Consider the following 17958-nt stretch of genomic DNA (forward strand, 5'->3'; position numbering starts at 1 on the left):
GACGGCGCTTTGGATTCGCTTATTTGGACTGCGCCGACTTGTCGGCGCTTTTGGGCTCACGTCCTCGGACTGACGATTAATAGTAGCGCAGCCCCGATGAGTCGGGGCTGGATCCGTCCGGATAAAATAATCACAGCCCGCGAAGCGTGCGACAGAACATTTCGAGGGCCCGGCTTGACGGCGCTTTATCATTTACCTTGCGCGCGATTAAAGAAAAGAAAAGCGGCGTCAAGCCGCCGCACTCCAAAAACTACGTCCAACCCTTCGCGGCTTCTCTCGCGTCAGCGAGTTCTTCGTCACGACGATGATATCCGCATTTGTTGATCAGTTCCTCGGCCGCATCAAGGTCATCCTTGGGCCCACGTCCTTCACGCCCATCGTCAAACTTATTCCACGGATAAGGTTTCACCGCATGAAACAACCGCGCGCGATAAAGGTGAATGTCCGCCATGTGCAACTTCATCGGACCCCGCGCAGCAATCTCCCACGCTTCGTCCAGCGCGGCAAGTGCCCGATCAGAGTCGGCTTTCAAAAAGACAAGCCAAGCGTGAGAAAGAAGACCATCGCACAGTTTCAGCTGATCCCCTGAACGGCGAAGACCGTTTACTGCATCACGAAGATGACTGTGCGCCATGTTCAGTCGATCTGACGCGACCTGGTTCTTGGATTCAATGACAGTACTAAATAGTTCTGCCCGGCCGCGTGATAGATGATCGAGAGCGATATCGACGAGCCAATTGTTTTTAATAGCAATCCGAAGCGTTTCGAGTGTTCGCCCTCTAACTATGTCACAGCTCTTGAAGTATGCTGATTCATTGGCGTCCCGAGAGGGAGAGTCCGCTTCCAGCATGCAGAGCCAAGCGCCCCGCTCAGGTTCTTTTAGCAGAAGCTCGCAGTAGAAGAAGCCCTGTTGTGAATAAAGAAACTTGCCTTGATTTAAGTTTGTTGATTGTATTTTCTCCGTCTCCTGATACTGAATGAGTGCCTCATGGTGGATACCGGCGTGATGCAAGGCATGTGCATACGACGCGCGGTAGAGTTGATGTATCCCCCATTCTGGGTTGTCTTTGATAAATTTCAATATTCGCTTCCCCGCTGCTAGGGCGTTTGTAATTTGGCCAACACCTAGTTCTAGCTCGACCATGTTACCTGCGGCGATGCTTGCCTCAATCCATTTCTCCTGTCTCACAAAATATTCTAATCCTGCGCTTATCGGCTCTAGGGCCTCAAGGAGACGACCTAACGCGGTTAGATAGTAGCCAGCCTCGTTAAAGAGCCACCCTTGTCGATGAGCGACTCCGGGTGAAATTCGGGTCCATGGCTCTTTGAAAAACGCTGCCACCGCTCCCAAATTCGAACCAAGCGCGCCGAGGCTCTTCGAGCTATAGAAGTGGTCACCCTGCAGAATTCGGCGGGCGTAAACATCACATGCTTCTCTCTGCAAACCGCCTTGACAGCCATGCGCAACGGCCTGGTAGAGCGGCTGAAGATCTTCAAGCGTCGGTTGGTCGCCTTCTTTTGTGCTATCTCGTAGGTATTCGTAGAGCCGTCGATGCGCTGCGAGCCAACCACCCGGCAACTCATCGCGCATACGCGCAGCAAAGTACTCACGAAGCAGTGGATGCGCATCGAGGGAAACTAACTCCGCCGCTTCATTACGATTCACAGTTATCAAACCCGCCTCGTTCAACCGCTTGAGCGTAATGTTCCGTTGTGCTTCGCTGATGCCAACCAGCGGTCCGGTTAATCCGCCGATTTCTTCGCCAATCCACAACGCATTCAGGCAATCAGCGGTAGCAGGGCGATCAAACAAGCCGAGCAGCCGCAGTACGGAGAGCGCACGTGTTCCTGTGTCACCTTCGCGTTTGAACGATTCGACATAAGCATCCATTACGTGGAAGGCATGTCCGCTCTGTTCCTCGGCATCGGCATCTTTCAAGTTAATCAAGTCACGTTTGCGAATGTCTCCACCGTGCGCATCTCGTAAATATGAACCTAGCAGGTTCAATGTAAGCGCGTGACCCCTCACGTCGCCGACTAATTGCGCGAACTCAGCCTGTCTACCTTTCACGCCAAGTCGGCGGAGCAGCGCGACCCCCGCTTCCAATAAGAGTGACTTCAGTTTGATTTCAGGCGCGGTGGTTTGCCAGAAGTTGCGAAGATCCGGAATTGAGTATCGCGTAGTAATGATGCAGAGGCCGTCGTTGCGCGACGCCAGCGCTTTCAAAAGGGCGGCAACGCCTTGATCCTTAAGTTCGCTTCCGGTAGGTGAAGTGGGTGCATACTGCAGCGGTTCAACTCCGTCGAGAATTAACAGGGTGCGCCGTCCGCCAACGAGCTGAGCCAACCGTCGGCCCTTATCAAACGAGCTGGCAGCACTGTTGGCTATCTCAACATCGCCAAAGAAGAGTAGAGCTTCTTTCAAAAACGAGTCAGATGAAGCCTGCCTTTTCTCACTCGTTCCCTGGCTGTAGAAGGACCACGCGAAGGCCGCGTCGCATCCCGGCCAATCTTGGTATGCGAGGTCGGCCGCCCACTTAGCAATTAGGGAAGTCTTTCCTTCGCCGCCGAGGGCGACGAACGTAAGGATGTGTGGCCGCTTTGGTTCGCCGCTAACAGCCTGTTGCCATGCGTCCGACAGAATCTTCAATTCAGCTTCGCGTCCGATAAGTTCCGCGGGCGCGTACTTGTCGATGCGGGAAATGTCAGTTTGAAAGTTTGCGCGTGAGCTGGCTGTTTGGCTCAACGGAGCTGCGCTGGCTTCCGAGGAGCCGGCTAAGGGTTTGCCAGCTTCGCTAAAGTTTGTGCGACTTTGAGCAACGCGCGGTCCTGCTCGCCCTCAGTCATTTCGCTCAGTGCCTTGTTCGGCGAGCCTGCGGCTTGTAACGAGGCGAGCGTGAATTCTTCAGGGCCGGTGGCAGGATCGGGATACTTAAACTTGCTTTCCGCGAACATGCAGGGTCTCAGGATGACTGGAAGGATCCGCACGCCTTCTTCTTTGGCTTTGCGAAGCAACACAGGCAATTCGCTGTTGCGAATGTACTTCGAAGCGAGAAAGGCCGGACTCACCAGCAAGACAGCGGCTTGGGCGCCGTTCAGATGCTTTTGAATGTGACTGTGCCAGTCTTCACCGAGATCAATGTCCTGATCAGAACACAACGCAATCTGGCCCTGCTGCACCAGCGGCTCCAGTTGCTCGCGCAACCTGTCCAGCCAGCGCTTTGAAGGATCGGCGTTCTCATTGTCCTTGTGAGCATAGCTAATAAAGATAGGTGGGACTGCACTTGGGGTCACCATTGATGAACTTCTCCGATTCCGTTACCCGCAGTTCGGAAGCCGAGAGGTTGGGGTAACTAAGTTGAAGGTGCTGGCGTAGTTTACCACCGGTCGTGCGTTACTGCGCCACGAAGTTAAAAGTAATCACGCCACTGACCTTCACCGGCTGGCCGGACAGAACTGTCGGCGAGAACTTCCAGTTGCGCGCGGCGGCCACGGCCGATTGCTGCAACAACGGATGCCCGCTCACCGCGCGCGCCGTGACTACATTTCCGCTCTCATCGACCAGGACTTGGACCGTGACCATGCCGGAGGCTTTTGCTGCCTTTGCAATCGGTGGATAGGCGGGTTGGAGTTTGCTTATCGCTTTGCCGTTAAGCACGCCACCGGAAATTACTTTGGGAGGTGGCTTGGGTGTGGCTTCCTTTTTAGGCGGAGGCGGCGGAGCACTCGCGGCGGAATCGTGATTCGCGGAAGGCAAGGACCCGGGTGCGCCAGCCCTTGGCACGCCCTGAGTGACGGTCGGCGGCGCTGCTGTTTCTTTCACCGGCTCGTCGGCCGAGTTCGATGCCGGCGAGGATTCAGCCATCTCACCTGAAGACCGGGAGTTGCTATTCGTATTTGTGTTACTGCGTCGGCCCATGAGATTGCAGAGGGAGAGGGCGAGCGCAAACAGGACGAGGGCGAGCGTGGTCTTCATTTGTGTCAGTCTCCGGTTAACTCAGCGGTGGATCCAAAGCGCCGTCGTCGCTACGGTTTGCCGGCGCACTCCAAATTCTCCTCTTGTAGCTCAGCGGTAGATCCAAAGCGCCGTCAAGCCGGCGCACTCCAAATGTTTCTCAGTGACCGTCTCGCTCTCCCGCGAGCAGAGCAACGGCATGCGACAGCACTGGCTTGATCACTTCAAAGCTTTCTCGTACACCCTTGGGTGAACCGGGAAGATTAATGATGAGTGCGCCGGAGCGAATGCCACTGACGCCGCGCGAGATCATCGCCATCGGCGTGTTCTTGAGAGTCTGAATGCGCATAGCTTCGGCGAGACCGGATGCTTCGCGCTCGATCACGCGCAGAGTTGCTTCCGGTGTGTTGTCGCGCGGACCGAAACCTGTGCCGCCGGTCGTAACCACCAGATTCACATCAGAACGTTCGGCGTACTCGCGCAGTTTGTCGGCGAGCGGTTCCAGATTATCGGCGAGAATCTCTTTCGCGACGATGCGCGCCCCAATCCCAGTGATAAGTTCAACCAGCAACTCACCTGATTTATCCTCACGCTCGCCGCGTGAGCATGCATCGCTGGCGGTGATGACGACGGCGTTGATTTCAGTGGGCATAGGGCAATAAGAGGTCAGAACCACCTGCGTCAGCGGGTGGGGTAAAGGCGTAACGCAACAGGGGTACTAACCCATCCACTTACGCGGATGGTTCTGACCTCACCGCGCAGACGCCGTGACCGCGTGCAGCTCTTGCAACGCGCGCACATTGATTTCTGCGGGTGTCGCGCTCGCTGCGAGTGCTTCCACCAACGCCTGTGCGCCGGTCATGGTCGTGACGCACGGCACGCTGTATTGCAGGGCCGCGCGGCGGATCGCCTGTTCGTCGTAGTGCGAAGCGCGTCCCAGCGGCGTGTTGATGATTAGGGCAACCTCGTTCTGCTTAATCTGATCGACGATGTTCGGCCGGCCTTCATTTACTTTGAAGACATTCTCAATCTTCAGACCGACCTCCCGCAGGCGTTCCGCGGTTCCGCGCGTCGCGATCAGCTCGAAACCCAGACGCACAAGACGGCGCGCCAGCAAAACGGCCTGACCCTTGTCGTTGTCGTTCACGCTAATGAACGCCGTTCCACTCGCCGGTAGTTTCAAGCCGGCGGCGACCATCGCCTTGCCGTACGCTTCGCCGAACGTCTCGCCAATGCCCATTACTTCGCCGGTCGAATGCATCTCGGGACTCAGCACCGGATCGACGCCGGGAAACTTCGCAAAGGGAAACACCGGCGACTTCACATAGAAGCGATCGACCGTCAGATCATTTGGTAAACCAAAGTCTTTCAACTTTTGGCCGGCCATCACGAGCGCGCCGATGCGCGCGAGGGGAACACCCGTCGCTTTCGAAACAAATGGCACGGTGCGCGATGCGCGTGGATTCACCTCGAGCACGTAAACGCGGTCGTCCTTGATCGCGAACTGAATATTCATCAGCCCCTTAACCGACAAAGCAGTCGCCAGCCGGCGCGTGTAGTGCCGCATCGTCTCGAGATGCTCTTCGGCGATGCGCACCGGCGGGAGCACGCACGATGAATCGCCCGAATGGATGCCGGCCTCCTCGATGTGCTCCTGAATAGCCGCGACCACACACGCCGTTTCATCAGCGACGGCATCAACGTCGAACTCCGCGGCCTGCTCGAGAAACTTATCGATCAGCACCGGCCGCTCGTGCGAGAAATCAACGGCCGTGCGCATGTAACGCTCGAGCGCTTCGTCGTCGTAAACAATCGCCATCGCGCGGCCGCCAAGGACATAGCTGGGGCGCACCAGCACCGGGTAGCCGATGCGCCCGGCAATTTCGCGCGCTTCTTCGATTGAAGTTGCCGTACCGTTTTCCGGTTGCGGAATTCCGCCTTCACGCAGCAGCGCGCCGAAACGTTTGCGATCCTCGGCGAGGTCGATCGAATCCGGCGACGTGCCGATGATGGGGACGCCGGCTTCATGCAGACGCATCGCGAGGTTCAAAGGTGTCTGACCTCCAAACTGCACGATCACACCGGTCGGCTTCTCGACATCGACGATGTTCATGACGTCTTCGAAGGTGAGCGGTTCGAAATACAAACGATCCGAAGTGTCATAGTCAGTCGAAACCGTCTCCGGATTGCAGTTGACCATGATCGTTTCGAAACCGGCTTCGTGCAGCGCGTACGAGGCGTGCACGCAGCAGTAATCGAATTCGATGCCCTGACCGATGCGGTTCGGCCCCGAGCCGAGAATCATGATCTTCGGTTTGTCGGTCGGTTGAGATTCGTCTTCCTCTTCATACGTCGAGTAAAGATAAGGCGTGTAGGATTCGAACTCAGCGCCGCAGGTATCTACACGTTTGTAAACCGGAATCAGGCCGAGTGATTTGCGATAGGCGCGCACCTCGTCTTCACTCCGTTGAGTTAGATAAGCGAGCCGGCGATCGGAAAGGGCGGCTTCTTTAAAGGCGCGGAGGAGATCGATGGGGATGTTTTCGAGCTTTGGTACGCTCTCGTCCCGAGAGCTGACCTGATCATCGGTTGCTGTCGGGACGACAGCGTACCCAGGCACCGCTTCAACCTCACGCTGAATTTCCATCACCTGTTGAAGCTGATCCAAGAACCACGGATCGATCTTCGACAGACGATGAATCTCATCGATCGACCAGTCATGCTCAAGCGCGTACGTGATGTACGAGAAGCGCTGTGAATTCGGACGCGCCAGTTTCCGTTGCAGCTCATCATTCGGCACGTCTTCGAGGCGCAAAGGCTTCACGGCTTCCAGTGAGCGCAGGCCTTTAAAGAGTGATTCCTTGAAAGTGCGGCCGATGGCCATGACTTCGCCGACTGACTTCATCTGTGTGCCGAGCACGTCTTCCGCTTCCTGAAACTTTTCGAAATTCCATTTCGGAATCTTCGTCACCACGTAATCAATCGTCGGTTCGAACGACGCCGGCGTTTTCTTTGTGATGTCGTTCGGAATCTCGTCGAGCGTGTAACCGACCGCCAGCTTCGCCGCAATTTTGGCGATCGGAAAGCCAGTCGCTTTCGAAGCGAGGGCCGAAGAACGCGACACGCGCGGATTCATTTCGATCACGCGAATCTCGCCGTTCTCCGGGTTGACGGCGAATTGAATATTCGAGCCGCCGGTTTCGACGCCGACCTTGCGAATGATCTTGATTGCCATGTCGCGCATCGTCTGGTACTCGCGGTCGGTGAGCGTCTGCGCCGGCGCGACGGTGATCGAATCGCCGGTGTGCACGCCCATCGGATCAAAGTTCTCGATCGAGCAAATGATGACGACGTTATCAGCCAGGTCGCGCATCACTTCCAGCTCAAATTCTTTCCAGCCGAGGATAGATTCTTCGATCAAAACTTCCTGGATCGGCGAAGCGGCGAGACCGGCGCGGACAATCTCTTCATATTCTTCAGGGTTGAATGCGGTGCCGCCGCCTGTTCCGCCCATCGTAAACGATGGCCGGATGATGGCGGGATAATCAGTGATCTTGACGATGGCTTCGGCTTCGGTCCATGTCTTGGCAAAGCCACCGCGCGCCATCAACATGCCCGCTTCGTCCATCGCTCCTTTGAATAGCAGGCGATCTTCGGCAACTTTGATCGCTTCGCGCTTCGCGCCAATCATCTCGACGCCAAATTCATCGAGCACGCCCGCGTCATCCAAAGCGATCGCCAGATTTAAAGCAGTCTGTCCACCGACGGTCGGCAACAACGCGTCCGGCTTTTCTTTCTTGATAATCGCAGCGACTGATTCAACGGTGAGCGGCTCAATATAAGTGCTGTCGGCCATGCCCGGATCGGTCATGATCGTGGCGGGATTCGAATTGACGAGCACGACCTGGTAGCCCTCCTGCCGCAGGGCCTTGCATGCTTGCGTACCTGAATAGTCGAATTCGCACGCCTGCCCGATGACGATTGGGCCTGAGCCAATGATCAGAATTTTGTGAATGTCAGTGCGCTTGGGCATTGAAGACGGTAAAGCATTTTACACGCCGATCTGTTTGAAGCGAACCGGGGGAGTAAATCCGCGATTTGACTTGCGCCTCTTAACGTCATAGAAACCTTTTGTTTTAAATAATAGCCCGTCCGCTACCGCAGGCGGTCCTGACAATTCAACTGAGGTGCCTGAGATGATCAAGAGATTTGCTCTGTTTGCTGGTTTGCTCTCCACAGTTTTGTTGCTCGCGTTTGCCTGTACGCCGGCGCCGACGGAAACTCGCCCGGCCGATACCGCCGGAACGTGGACGATGCCCGCCGATCTAAAACCGGGGCTCGACACGATAACAACGGCTGACCTGATGCAGCACACGAAGGCCCTTTCGGCTGATGAATACGAAGGGCGCGGGCCCGGCACGAAAGGCGAAGAGCTCACTGTCAAATATCTCACCGATCAGTTTCAGCGGATTGGACTAAAGCCCGGCAATCCCGATGGCACTTACATACAAAAGGTCCCGCTTGCAGGTTTCACCGCGCAACCAACTGCCTCGTTTACTGCCGGCGACAAGAAGATCGATCTGAAGTTTCCTGAAGATTACGTAGCTGTCTCGCGCCGTTTTGTGCCGCAGTCGAAAGTTGAAAACTCAGACATGGTGTTTGTGGGCTATGGCGTCGTCGCGCCCGAATACGGTTGGGATGATTACAAAGGTCTGGACGTGCGGGGGAAGACCATCGTCATGCTTATCAACGATCCGGCCGTCCCGGACGCGAATGACTCTTCGAAGCTCGACGACAAGATCTTCAAAGGCAAGGCGATGACCTACTACGGCCGCTGGACCTACAAATACGAAATTGCGACTGAGAAAGGCGCTGCCGCCGCGATCATCATTCACGAGACCGGCCCGGCCGGTTACCCGTACGAAGTGGTTTCCGGAAGTTGGTCGCGGGAAAACTTCGACATTGTGAAGCCTAATAAGAACATCGGCCGCGTCGCCGTTGAGTCGTGGATCACAGGCGATCGCGCGAAAGAACTGTTCACGGCCGCGGGTCAGGATCTCGATGCTTTGAAAAAAGCCGCGGTCAGCAAAGACTTCAAGCCCGTCGAATTGAAAGCGAAGGCGAACTTCACAGTTCAAAATACTTTGCGCGAGATTCAGTCAAACAACGTGATTGGCAAGATCGAGGGCTCAGAGAAGAAAGACGAGTACGTGGTTTATTCGGCGCACTGGGATCATCTCGGCCGCGACCCGAAACTTCAAGGCGATCAGATTTTCAACGGCGCGCTCGACAATGCTTCAGGCATCGCCTCGATGCTGGAAATCGCGGAAGGCTTCACCAAGCTCGGCACGCCACCAACGCGTTCGATACTCTTCCTGGCCGTGACTGCGGAAGAGAAGGGCTTGCTCGGCGCGAAATACTATGGCGAGAACCCGCTCTATCCGCTTAACAAGACGGTCGCGAACATTAACATGGACGGCGTAAATCAATGGGGCCGCACCAAGGACATCACGATGGTCGGCGACGACAACAGCACTCTGATCGATCTGTTGCGCGAGGTCTCGAAGCTGCAAAACCGCGTGGTCAATCCCGATCCGGAACCCGAAAAGGGTTTCTACTATCGTTCAGATCATTTTGAGTTCGCGAAGCAGGGCGTGCCCGCTCTTTACACCGATTCAGGTATTGACTACAGCGGCAAGGACGTCGCGTTCAGCAAGCAGAAGCGCGACGAGTACACGGCGAAGGACTATCACAAAGTGTCCGACGAAATTAAACCAGACTGGGATTTAGCTGGAGCCGTCGATGACGCACAGTTGCTGATGATCATCGGCCATCGCATCTCGCAGACCGACACGTTTCCCACGTGGAAGTCCGGTAGCGAATTCAAAGCGAAGCGTGATGCGACGATGGGTGGTAGCTGACGACGATGAGCAGGCTCTCACTTTCGTTAATCGTTCTCGTCGTGTGCCTCGCGGGTTCCGCTGGGGCGCAGCCGCCGGCACTGATCGCGGATGAACCGCTGAAAGCAGTCACAGCTAAGACCGATCTTTATCCTGCGAATGCTGATGCGAAGAAAGATATCGAAGCGGCTCTAAAAACAGCCCACGCGGAAAACAAGCGCGTGATGCTGATTTTTGGCGGCAACTGGTGTTATGACTGCCACGTGCTGGATCAAGCGCTGCACGAAGGCGAAGCTAACAAGATCGTCAAAGAGAGTTTCCTGCTCGTGCACGTGGACATCGGCGAAGGTGACAAAAACCTCGATCTGATCAAGAAATACGAGACGACGCTGGGTTCTGGCGTGCCGACTGTGGTGATAATTGACGATGAGGGTTGCGTCGTCTACAGCAGCACCAAGGGCGAGTTTGAGGCGGCGCGAAGGATGATGAGGAAGGACCTCGTGGCGTTTCTGAATCAGTGGAAGCCGACCAATTCTCAGCGCCCGCGTTCTTGAGTAACGGAATCGTTTTTGGTAGTTTCCTCTTTCGTTCCCCGCAAATTAATTCAATCAAAGATCAATGGAGCATTCATGAAGTTCAGATTATTTCTTTTTGCGTCTCTGGTATTTGCAGTCTCAATAGTTTCTGCAATCACTTCGGCCCAGCGCCGCCCCGTAGCGGAGAAACCGCTCACGGGTGATTTCAAAATCACTTTCAAACAAACCGTCGCCGGAAATTCAATGCAGAGCACGACCATGATCAAGGGTCAGCGCGAACGCAGCGAAACCAGCCACAGTGCCGGCACTTACACGATGACCACGGTTAATCTCACGCAGTGCGATATGAGGCGCACAATTCAGATTAACGACAAAGCCCGCAAGTATTTGATCACGCCCATGGATGACGGTGCGTCCAGCAGCAGCACCTCAACTGGAGCGCCCGGCACCGCAGCACCCGCAACGCGCGGCGGAGTGGTAACGGTGACGGTTAATGCGGTGGACACCGGAGAACGCAAAGAAATGTTCGGTTTCACCGCGCGCCGTTTCAAGCGAACGACGATCATGGACTCATCGCCAGACGCTTGTTCGCAGACGAAAATGAAGATCGAAACGGACGGCTGGTACATCAATCTCGAATACGGCTTAAGCTGCCCGTCGAATCAGTCCTCCTCTACCTCGACGACTACGAGCGGCGGCTGCCGCGATCGCTACGCTTACAAGACCACCGGCCCGGCCCACATCGGCTTTCCCTTACAGGAAACCACGACGATGTACGGCGCGGATGGCAGCGTCACGATGACGATGACTAAAGAAGTCGTCGAGATTTCCCGTCAGCCGCTTGACGCGGCGCTCTTCGACATTCCGGCCGGTTACACCCAGGCCAGGGACCAGCAGGAGATGTTTTCAATGCCGTCGATGGACGAGATGACGGCCAACTCGCGCCCGCAGAATCGGACGGAATCCAGCAGCCAGTCGCAAACGACTGCTCCGGCCGCGCGAATTCGAGTCGGTGTGGTTCAGCTCAACAACAAGACGAAGACTTCGGCGGCAACTGATTCGCTGCAACAGCAACTCGTTGCAGGGCTGACCGCCCAGGGGATCGACGCGGTTCCGCTGAATGCAATTTCGGCGAGCGAAGCCGTCGCCGAGGCGCAGGCGAAGCAGGTCTCGTACATTCTTTACACGGACATTGCGACCTTGAAGGCGCCTTCGACCGGCAAGAAGATTGGCGGAATGTTCGGACGCGCCACGGGTATCAGCTCGGGAGACAGTGGCAAGGCGGAAGCGAAACTCGACTTTCGTCTGGTGCCGACCGCAGGCTCGGGGACAACTTTGGAATTGTCCGCCACTGCGAAAGAGGAAACAGCCGAAGCAAGTCTCGGCTCGGCGATCCGCAGCGAAGTGCAAAGTGTCGGTAACGCACTTTCCCGGCCGTAAGGTTTCGGTACTAATTTCGAAGATGGCTCAAACTCGTCCAGACGCGGAAGGCGGTTCAGCAGCTAAAGCTACTGAAGCGTCTCCGCGTTCGGACAGAGGCGCGACGAAAAACGCGGACATTCAGACTCTCCAGACCCAAATTAGGGAATTACAGCAGGCCACGAAATACCGCTCGCTCTTTTTGGCGCGGCTGGCGCATGAGCTGCGTACGCCGCTGACTTCGATCATGGGCTTCTCAGAAATTCTGCTGAGTCAGGAAAAAATTACTGACGCGCAGCGCGGCTTCTGTGAACGAATTCAAAGCTCAGCCCAACAACTGCAAAGCAGCCTCAATCAATTGTCGGATTTAGCGCGGCTGGAAGCAGGAGAGACAAAGTTAGCCCAGGAAGAGATAGCCCCTGGAGAAACGTTACGCGACGTTTTGCCGGCGCTGGCACGCAGCGCTGACAAGAGGCGCGTCCGGCTCAGATCCTCAGCGGCCGACGACCTGCCAATTGTGATTACGGATCGCGCGCGCGTGCGATTGGTCATCTACAATTTGCTGGCGCATGCCATTTCCAGAAGTCCTGAAGGCGCCATCGTTACAGCAGAAGCGAAGTCCGTACCGGATGGCGTCGCGATTTCCATCACAGATGTGGGCGATCCAATTGCCGAGCCGGCACGGATCGGAATTCTGGCCCCGGACGACAACTCCAGCACCGGTGAGCTCGGGCTTTCAATCGCGCGCCAGAATGTAGAAATTCTTGGCGGCTCGATTACGGCCAGCAACGGGGATGGCGAAGTCCAACTGACTTTTGTTTTGCCACTTCGTCTCGCCACATGAGATCTCAGATCTGAGATCTCAGAAGAGTTTCTTTCCGTCGATAAATCGCGAAACCGTCGTGTTATGATGTCGGCTCGCAATCAAATTCTGAGCCGCCGTTTTCAGACTGTCTCCGGCCGTGGACAAGCGCGTCGACATCCGCCAGGTAAATACCATCGAAGAGTACGACGCGTGTGTGTACCTGCAGCGCGCAGTGTTCGGACTGCCTGACCTGGAAATCTCGCCGCGGCGGCATCTAATTGTTTCAGAGCAGGCCGGCGGGTGGACGCTCGGCGCTTTCATGGAAGGGAAGCTCGTCGGTTTCGTTCATCACCTCGCGGCGGTGCGCGGGAAAGATGTCTTCGGCTACTCGCACATGATGGCGGTGGCGGCGGAATATCAGAATTTTGGCATCGGGGCGAAGCTGAAATGGGCGCAACGCGCGCGCGCTTTGGCTGAGGGCAATTCATTCATCAAGTGGACGTTCGAACCGGTCCGCGCGCGCAACGCGCATTTCAATCTGAATCGGCTTGGAGTGGTCGTGCGATCATACGCGGTGAATTTTTATGGGACGGATTACGCTACGAACGCGACGGAGCGTTCGGCAGGGCCGCTCGGTATGGACAGCGATCGTTTATTTGCGTCGTGGGAATTGAAATCACCCCGCGTCGAAGCGTTGGCCGAAGGTCGCGACGTTTCGGTGGGAGCTCCGGATGAATTCATCGAGATTCCGAACGATTATGGCGCGCTCCTGAAATCCGATCCGGCTGCGGCTAAGACTGAAGCGCTGCGCATTCGTGAAGAGTTTCTCCGCGCTTTCAGCGCCGGCCTGGTGTGTCGCGCTTTCGAACGTGACGACAAGCGGCCAAAGTATCTGCTTTATAAAGAGAGGTAGTGGCACAGACTTCAGTCTGTGGTTCCGGTGGCGGGATAATCACAGACTGAAGTCTGTGCCACTTTTTTGCCTTGCCCAAACGACCATCAAGCGAAAAACAGATCAACTCTCTGCGCGACGAGATCCGGCGCCACGAAGACCTCTACTACCTCGAAGAGAATCCCGAGATTTCTGATCAGGAATACGACGAGCTGCTCGAGAAGCTTCGCAAACTCGAAGCGCAACATCCTGAACTAATCACGCCTGATAGTCCGACCCAACGGGTCGGTGGCCGGCCCGCGGCAGGCTGGCCTGAATTTGTGCATCGGCGGCCGATGCTTTCGCTCGACAACAGCTACAACATTGACGAGTTGCGCGCGTTCGATGCCCGCTGCCGGAAACTGGCTGACGGCCAGTCGTTGGAATACGTCGCTGAATTGAAGATTGATGGACTTTCGCTGGCGGTGCATTACGAAAACGGCGCGTTTGTCCGCGGCGTGACGCGCGGCGACGGGTCGCGGGGTGAAGACGTGACTTCGAACGTGCGCACGATTCGCAGCATTCCGCTGAAGCTGAACGATCGTGCAAACAAAGTCGCGAGCGAAATCGAAGTGCGCGGCGAGGCCTACCTGTCGCGCAAAGTGTTCGAGAAGATCAATCGCGAGCGAGAGGAAGCCGGCGAGCCGCGCTTTGCGAATCCGCGGAACGCAGCGGCGGGAACTTTGCGACAGCTCGATCCGTCGATTACTTCGCGCCGGCGTCTGGGAATGTTCGCCTACGACGTGTTCGCGGGCGAGCGCAAGGCATTTGCGACGCATTGGGAGGCGCTCAATTGGTTGGAAAAGGCCGGGCTGCGCGTTAATCCGCACCGAGCGTTGTGCAAATCGATCGACGAGGTTGTCGATTTCTGCGGTCGGATGGAGGCCAAGCGCGAAGAACTAGACTACGAGATCGATGGCCTCGTCGTGAAGGTGAATTCAACGGCGATGCAGGAAGAGTTCGGCGCCACCGGCAAGGCGCCCCGATGGGCAGTTGCTTACAAGTACGCGGCGCGACAAGCGACGACACGCGTTAATGACATTCTGGTTTCGGTCGGCCGGACCGGCGCGCTGACTCCCGTGGCGATGCTTGAGCCCGTGCCGCTCGGAGGCGTCACGGTTTCGCGCTCCACGCTGCACAACGAAGATGAAATCGGGCGGCTCGGTTTGAAGATCGGTGACTGGGTTCTGATCGAGCGCGGTGGCGACGTCATCCCCAAAGTTCTGAAAGTCATCGAGTCCAAACGCACCGGTAAAGAAAAGTCTTTCAAGATGCCGACGAAGTGCCCGGTGTGTGATGGTCTTGTCTCGCGGCCGGAAGGCGAAGCCGTCTCGCGTTGCATCGCGGCCGACTGCGCGGCGCAGTTGATCGGCCGGTTGCTTCACTTCGTTTCACGGCGAGCGATGCGCATTGAAGGTTTGGGCGGAGTGCTGGCGGAACAACTGATCGAAAAGAAGCTGGTTAAGGACGTTGCCGATCTTTACAGCCTGACATTGGACGATCTTGTATCGCTGGAACGAATGGCGAAGAAGTCAGCGACCAATGTCCTTAATGAAATCGAGGCAAGTAAGTCGCGCGACTTGTCGAGTCTGATTTACGGACTTGGCGTTCGGCATGTCGGTGAACGCACCGCGGGAATTTTGGCGCGCGAGTTCGGGTCGCTCGAGAAACTGGCGCAGGCGACGGTGGAAGAACTGGATGAGGTCCACGAAATCGGCTTGACGATGGCTGAGAGTATTCACGATTGGTTTGCCGATCCCGGCAACGCGCGTCTGTGCGGGCGTTTGCGTGCCGCCGGCGTGCGAACTGAAATCGAAAAAGCATCGGGGCCTGAAGAGCCGCAGACTCTAGCCGGCAAAGTTTTCGTGCTAACCGGGACGTTGCCTAACCTCTCACGCGACGAAGCCACCGCAGAGATCGAAGCACGGGGCGGACGCGTCACATCTTCTGTCAGTAAGAAAACTGATTTCGTGCTGGCCGGCGCCGACCCCGGATCGAAGTTGGATAAAGCGAATCAGCTCGGAGTGAAAGTTATTGATGAGACCGAATTTAGAAAGCTGCTGAAGTGAGTTAGGGCTCGCGATTCGCATCATGTGGTCAGACCATGAGCGGGTTTTAACTGAGATTCATGACTGCCAGAAAGCCGACCAAGTCGCTACCGCTCCTTGTACTGACCTCACGTCGAGCCTAAACTGATTTCAAATGCAACCAACTCAGCAGATGGAAGCCGAGCAGAAACTCGAATTGGTCTATACGCTTCTTTGTGACGATGTGCGCCTGGAAGTCGGAAACAAACTCTCTTACATGGGAGTGTTTCAGAGCATCATTGTGCCGCAGTTGCCGGTCTGGCTGCCGAAGTTGGCGGTGGTGAATCACTGGCGCGGGAACGGCGCGCACCTTTCAGAAGTCAGAATTCTCATGCCGGATCGCCAGCAGGCGCTGGTCGTCTCACAGCCGGCACGCTTCGAAATCAACCAGGGGTCGGCCGACAACATCAGCTTTTTTGTGAATGTGACTTTTCCGGTTGCGGGGGAGTATTGGGTGCAGACGCTGGTAGACTCGACTTTGTTTGAAGAGCGCCCGCTGATGGTCTCGGATCAGCTGATCGCGCCCGCCGAAGAAACCTCAGAAGCCGTCAACTGAGTGTTGTTGGCCTGTCTAATTCAAATCGCTTAATCACGGACTGGAGTCCGTGCCACTAAAGCAAACCGTACGTCTTGACCTTATAGTTGAGGGTGGTCGTGCCCAGGCCCAGCAGCTGCGCCGCGCGTGCCTGGTTGCCGCCCGCTAGTTCCAGCGCGCGGTTAATCAATTTAACCTCGAATTGACGGACTTCCTCGAAGAAGTTAATCGCGGCGTTGGTGCTGAGCGTTGCGATCTTTGCCGATGTTTCAGCCAGCTCACCTTCATGCTCGAGCGCCTCGCTCTCTTCCAGCAGCTCTGACGCTAAATCGCGCATTTTCTTGAGGCGGCCGTTAGTCTGACCTGTTTTAGTTCGCGACGGTAGTCCGCGCAGATGGCGTTTGTTAATTGATTCTACTAATGCGGCTTTAGCTGTGCTCATGTGATTTCCCTGGTTCTTAAGACGCTGTGGAGCCTGCGTTCATTAACGTCTGGGGTCACCATTAAGACGCGTGACGTATGTCCCAGGTTCCAGATTTTTGCATGAATCTGCCCCGAGAATTGTTAATTAGTGTTAAGTGATCATCACGAGGCTAGCGTGAGAGTAGTTTTTTGATGTCTTTCGCGGAACTCCGATTGGACTTCGTAGATTCAGCCAGCTTCACGGCCCGGAGACCGAGCGCCGCGTACAAATCTGCGGCCTCTGACATTTTCTTTGCCTTCATTGCTGCCAAATGTTTTTGCACCGTGGCGAAGTCACCCCGAGCGAATGGACCCGTCAGCGCTTCCGCAGGACTTTGTGTGCCAAGGTTGGCGGCGGTGCTTTTGAGAAGGGGGGCGAGAATCTGTCGCGCCCGATGCTTTGAGAGGCCACACTCCTGCAACATTTCAGTGGCGAGGTCGAATAGCGCGGTAACGTGCCCTGATGAAACCGTAGCGGCGGCGTGGTAGAGGGGTTTCGCTTCAGACGAGATGGTAAATGGTTTGCCGTTCAGCTCTTTGACCAGTGACCTTGCTACCCGCACGGCCGCGCGATCGCCCTCTACGCAAAAGTGAACAGCGCGAAAGGCATCCTGATCCGGGGCGGCATCCGAAATTGAGACCAGGGGGTGTAACGAGCCGACCGAAATCCCGAGCGCCCGCAGCGGAGCAAGGACCTCCGACGAAAGGGCTCCGCTGGTGTGAAGTGCGAAACTTGGAGCTTTGCTTCGATCTCCTCCCGACCGGCGAATTATGGCCGCGAGTCGTTGGGAGACTGCTTCAAGGGCATCGTCCGGCGTCGAAATCAGCAGCAGATCACTTTCCACGAGCCGGCTCACCGTCTTTGCTCGTGCGTTATGGGGTTGGCTTTCCGCCAAGATTGCCGCGCCGCCGCCAATCAACTTTGCCGCCCGGCGCGCGCTCGGGGTGGTCCTGTTTACGACAACCTCAATGTGATGCGCGGCTCGGCGCAGGGCTACACCGAGCGCAGTTCCCATGCGACCGGCGCCGACAATTGAAATCCTGAGCCGCTGCGCTTTCGATCTTGACGTGAACGAATGCGAGGTTTTTGACTTTGGTTGCGGTCGCTTCCTGGCTGGCGGCATTGGGTTTGAAATCGAGTGGGTTGCGTCCGCGGACTTTAGCATGGCCTCAACACCACCGCAATTCCGTGGTTTTTCTCAGCTTCTAGTCTATAATGCCGGGGACGCAATTCGCGGTTCGCTGCCGAAAGAAAGCTGAAAGCAATGCGCAACCCTCGGCTTACGGCCCGGCATCCAAGCGGTGCCTCAGTAAATTCAGTGCCGATG

At 56.3% G+C, this 17958-nt stretch carries 14 protein-coding genes; 7 read left to right on the top strand and 7 right to left on the bottom strand.

Annotated elements, in window-relative coordinates:
* Positions 1–250 precede the first annotated feature (250 nt).
* From VFX97_05915 to carB, 5 genes are all read right to left on the bottom strand, one after another.
* Entirely contained in the window at positions 251–2227 is a 1977-nt protein-coding gene (locus VFX97_05915; protein HEX5702715.1) for a hypothetical protein, read from the bottom strand.
* Between the two features lie 548 nt (positions 2228–2775).
* Positions 2776–3297 (bottom strand): toll/interleukin-1 receptor domain-containing protein, encoded by a 522-nt coding sequence (locus VFX97_05920; GenBank protein HEX5702716.1) that lies wholly within the window; start codon positions 3295–3297, stop codon positions 2776–2778.
* 97 nt (positions 3298–3394) lie between these two features.
* Positions 3395–3976 (bottom strand): energy transducer TonB, encoded by a 582-nt coding sequence (locus VFX97_05925; protein HEX5702717.1) that lies wholly within the window; start codon positions 3974–3976, stop codon positions 3395–3397.
* Positions 3977–4115: 139 nt separating this feature from the next.
* Entirely contained in the window at positions 4116–4607 is a 492-nt protein-coding gene (locus VFX97_05930) for a MogA/MoaB family molybdenum cofactor biosynthesis protein (protein HEX5702718.1), read from the bottom strand.
* 99 nt (positions 4608–4706) lie between these two features.
* On the bottom strand, positions 4707–7988 hold the full coding sequence (gene carB / locus VFX97_05935; GenBank protein HEX5702719.1) for a carbamoyl-phosphate synthase large subunit: 3282 nt from the start codon (positions 7986–7988) through the stop codon (positions 4707–4709).
* 163 nt (positions 7989–8151) lie between these two features.
* Between carB and VFX97_05940 the strand changes: the two genes are divergently transcribed.
* The 7 genes from VFX97_05940 (at position 8152) to VFX97_05970 (ending at position 16189) form a co-directional block, all read left to right on the top strand.
* The gene (locus VFX97_05940; GenBank protein HEX5702720.1) at positions 8152–9876 is read left to right on the top strand and encodes a M28 family metallopeptidase; all 1725 of its coding nucleotides are present in this window, start codon (positions 8152–8154) and stop codon (positions 9874–9876) included.
* Between the two features lie 5 nt (positions 9877–9881).
* Positions 9882–10409, top strand: a complete 528-nt coding sequence (locus VFX97_05945) for a thioredoxin family protein (protein ID HEX5702721.1) — start codon at positions 9882–9884, stop codon at positions 10407–10409.
* A gap of 75 nt (positions 10410–10484) precedes the next feature.
* Complete coding sequence (locus VFX97_05950) at positions 10485–11831, top strand: hypothetical protein (GenBank protein HEX5702722.1); 1347 nt, start codon at positions 10485–10487, stop codon at positions 11829–11831.
* Between the two features lie 22 nt (positions 11832–11853).
* Positions 11854–12654: a HAMP domain-containing sensor histidine kinase gene (locus tag VFX97_05955; protein HEX5702723.1), complete on the top strand. Its 801-nt coding sequence runs from the start codon at positions 11854–11856 to the stop codon at positions 12652–12654.
* 118 nt (positions 12655–12772) lie between these two features.
* Positions 12773–13528: a GNAT family N-acetyltransferase gene (locus tag VFX97_05960; protein ID HEX5702724.1), complete on the top strand. Its 756-nt coding sequence runs from the start codon at positions 12773–12775 to the stop codon at positions 13526–13528.
* Between the two features lie 71 nt (positions 13529–13599).
* The gene (ligA, locus tag VFX97_05965) at positions 13600–15615 is read left to right on the top strand and encodes an NAD-dependent DNA ligase LigA (GenBank protein HEX5702725.1); all 2016 of its coding nucleotides are present in this window, start codon (positions 13600–13602) and stop codon (positions 15613–15615) included.
* 133 nt (positions 15616–15748) lie between these two features.
* Positions 15749–16189, top strand: coding sequence for a hypothetical protein (locus VFX97_05970; GenBank protein HEX5702726.1), 441 nt, complete (start codon positions 15749–15751; stop codon positions 16187–16189).
* Positions 16190–16244: 55 nt separating this feature from the next.
* Here VFX97_05970 and VFX97_05975 read toward each other — a convergent pair whose 3' ends face one another.
* Together VFX97_05975 and VFX97_05980 are read right to left on the bottom strand one after the other, a co-directional pair.
* Positions 16245–16610 (bottom strand): helix-turn-helix domain-containing protein, encoded by a 366-nt coding sequence (locus tag VFX97_05975; protein HEX5702727.1) that lies wholly within the window; start codon positions 16608–16610, stop codon positions 16245–16247.
* Between the two features lie 151 nt (positions 16611–16761).
* A complete protein-coding gene (locus VFX97_05980; protein HEX5702728.1) occupies positions 16762–17754 on the bottom strand; it encodes a Rossmann-like and DUF2520 domain-containing protein in 993 nt (330 codons plus the stop codon).
* Between the last annotated feature and the right edge of the window lie 204 nt (positions 17755–17958).

The organism is Pyrinomonadaceae bacterium, from assembly GCA_036277115.1.
Classification (GTDB): Bacteria; Acidobacteriota; Blastocatellia; order Pyrinomonadales; family Pyrinomonadaceae; genus UBA11740.

Coding starts and splice junctions, on each gene's coding strand:
- VFX97_05950 (HEX5702722.1), top strand. CDS start 10,485: ATGAAGTTCAGATTATTTCTTTTTGCGTCTCTGGTATTTGCAGTCTCA.
- VFX97_05940 (HEX5702720.1), top strand. CDS start 8,152: ATGATCAAGAGATTTGCTCTGTTTGCTGGTTTGCTCTCCACAGTTTTG.
- carB (HEX5702719.1), bottom strand. CDS start 7,988: ATGCCCAAGCGCACTGACATTCACAAAATTCTGATCATTGGCTCAGGC.
- VFX97_05970 (HEX5702726.1), top strand. CDS start 15,749: ATGCAACCAACTCAGCAGATGGAAGCCGAGCAGAAACTCGAATTGGTC.
- VFX97_05975 (HEX5702727.1), bottom strand. CDS start 16,610: ATGAGCACAGCTAAAGCCGCATTAGTAGAATCAATTAACAAACGCCAT.
- VFX97_05930 (HEX5702718.1), bottom strand. CDS start 4,607: ATGCCCACTGAAATCAACGCCGTCGTCATCACCGCCAGCGATGCATGC.
- VFX97_05980 (HEX5702728.1), bottom strand. CDS start 17,754: ATGCCGCCAGCCAGGAAGCGACCGCAACCAAAGTCAAAAACCTCGCAT.
- VFX97_05925 (HEX5702717.1), bottom strand. CDS start 3,976: ATGAAGACCACGCTCGCCCTCGTCCTGTTTGCGCTCGCCCTCTCCCTC.
- VFX97_05920 (HEX5702716.1), bottom strand. CDS start 3,297: ATGGTGACCCCAAGTGCAGTCCCACCTATCTTTATTAGCTATGCTCAC.
- VFX97_05945 (HEX5702721.1), top strand. CDS start 9,882: ATGAGCAGGCTCTCACTTTCGTTAATCGTTCTCGTCGTGTGCCTCGCG.
- VFX97_05955 (HEX5702723.1), top strand. CDS start 11,854: ATGGCTCAAACTCGTCCAGACGCGGAAGGCGGTTCAGCAGCTAAAGCT.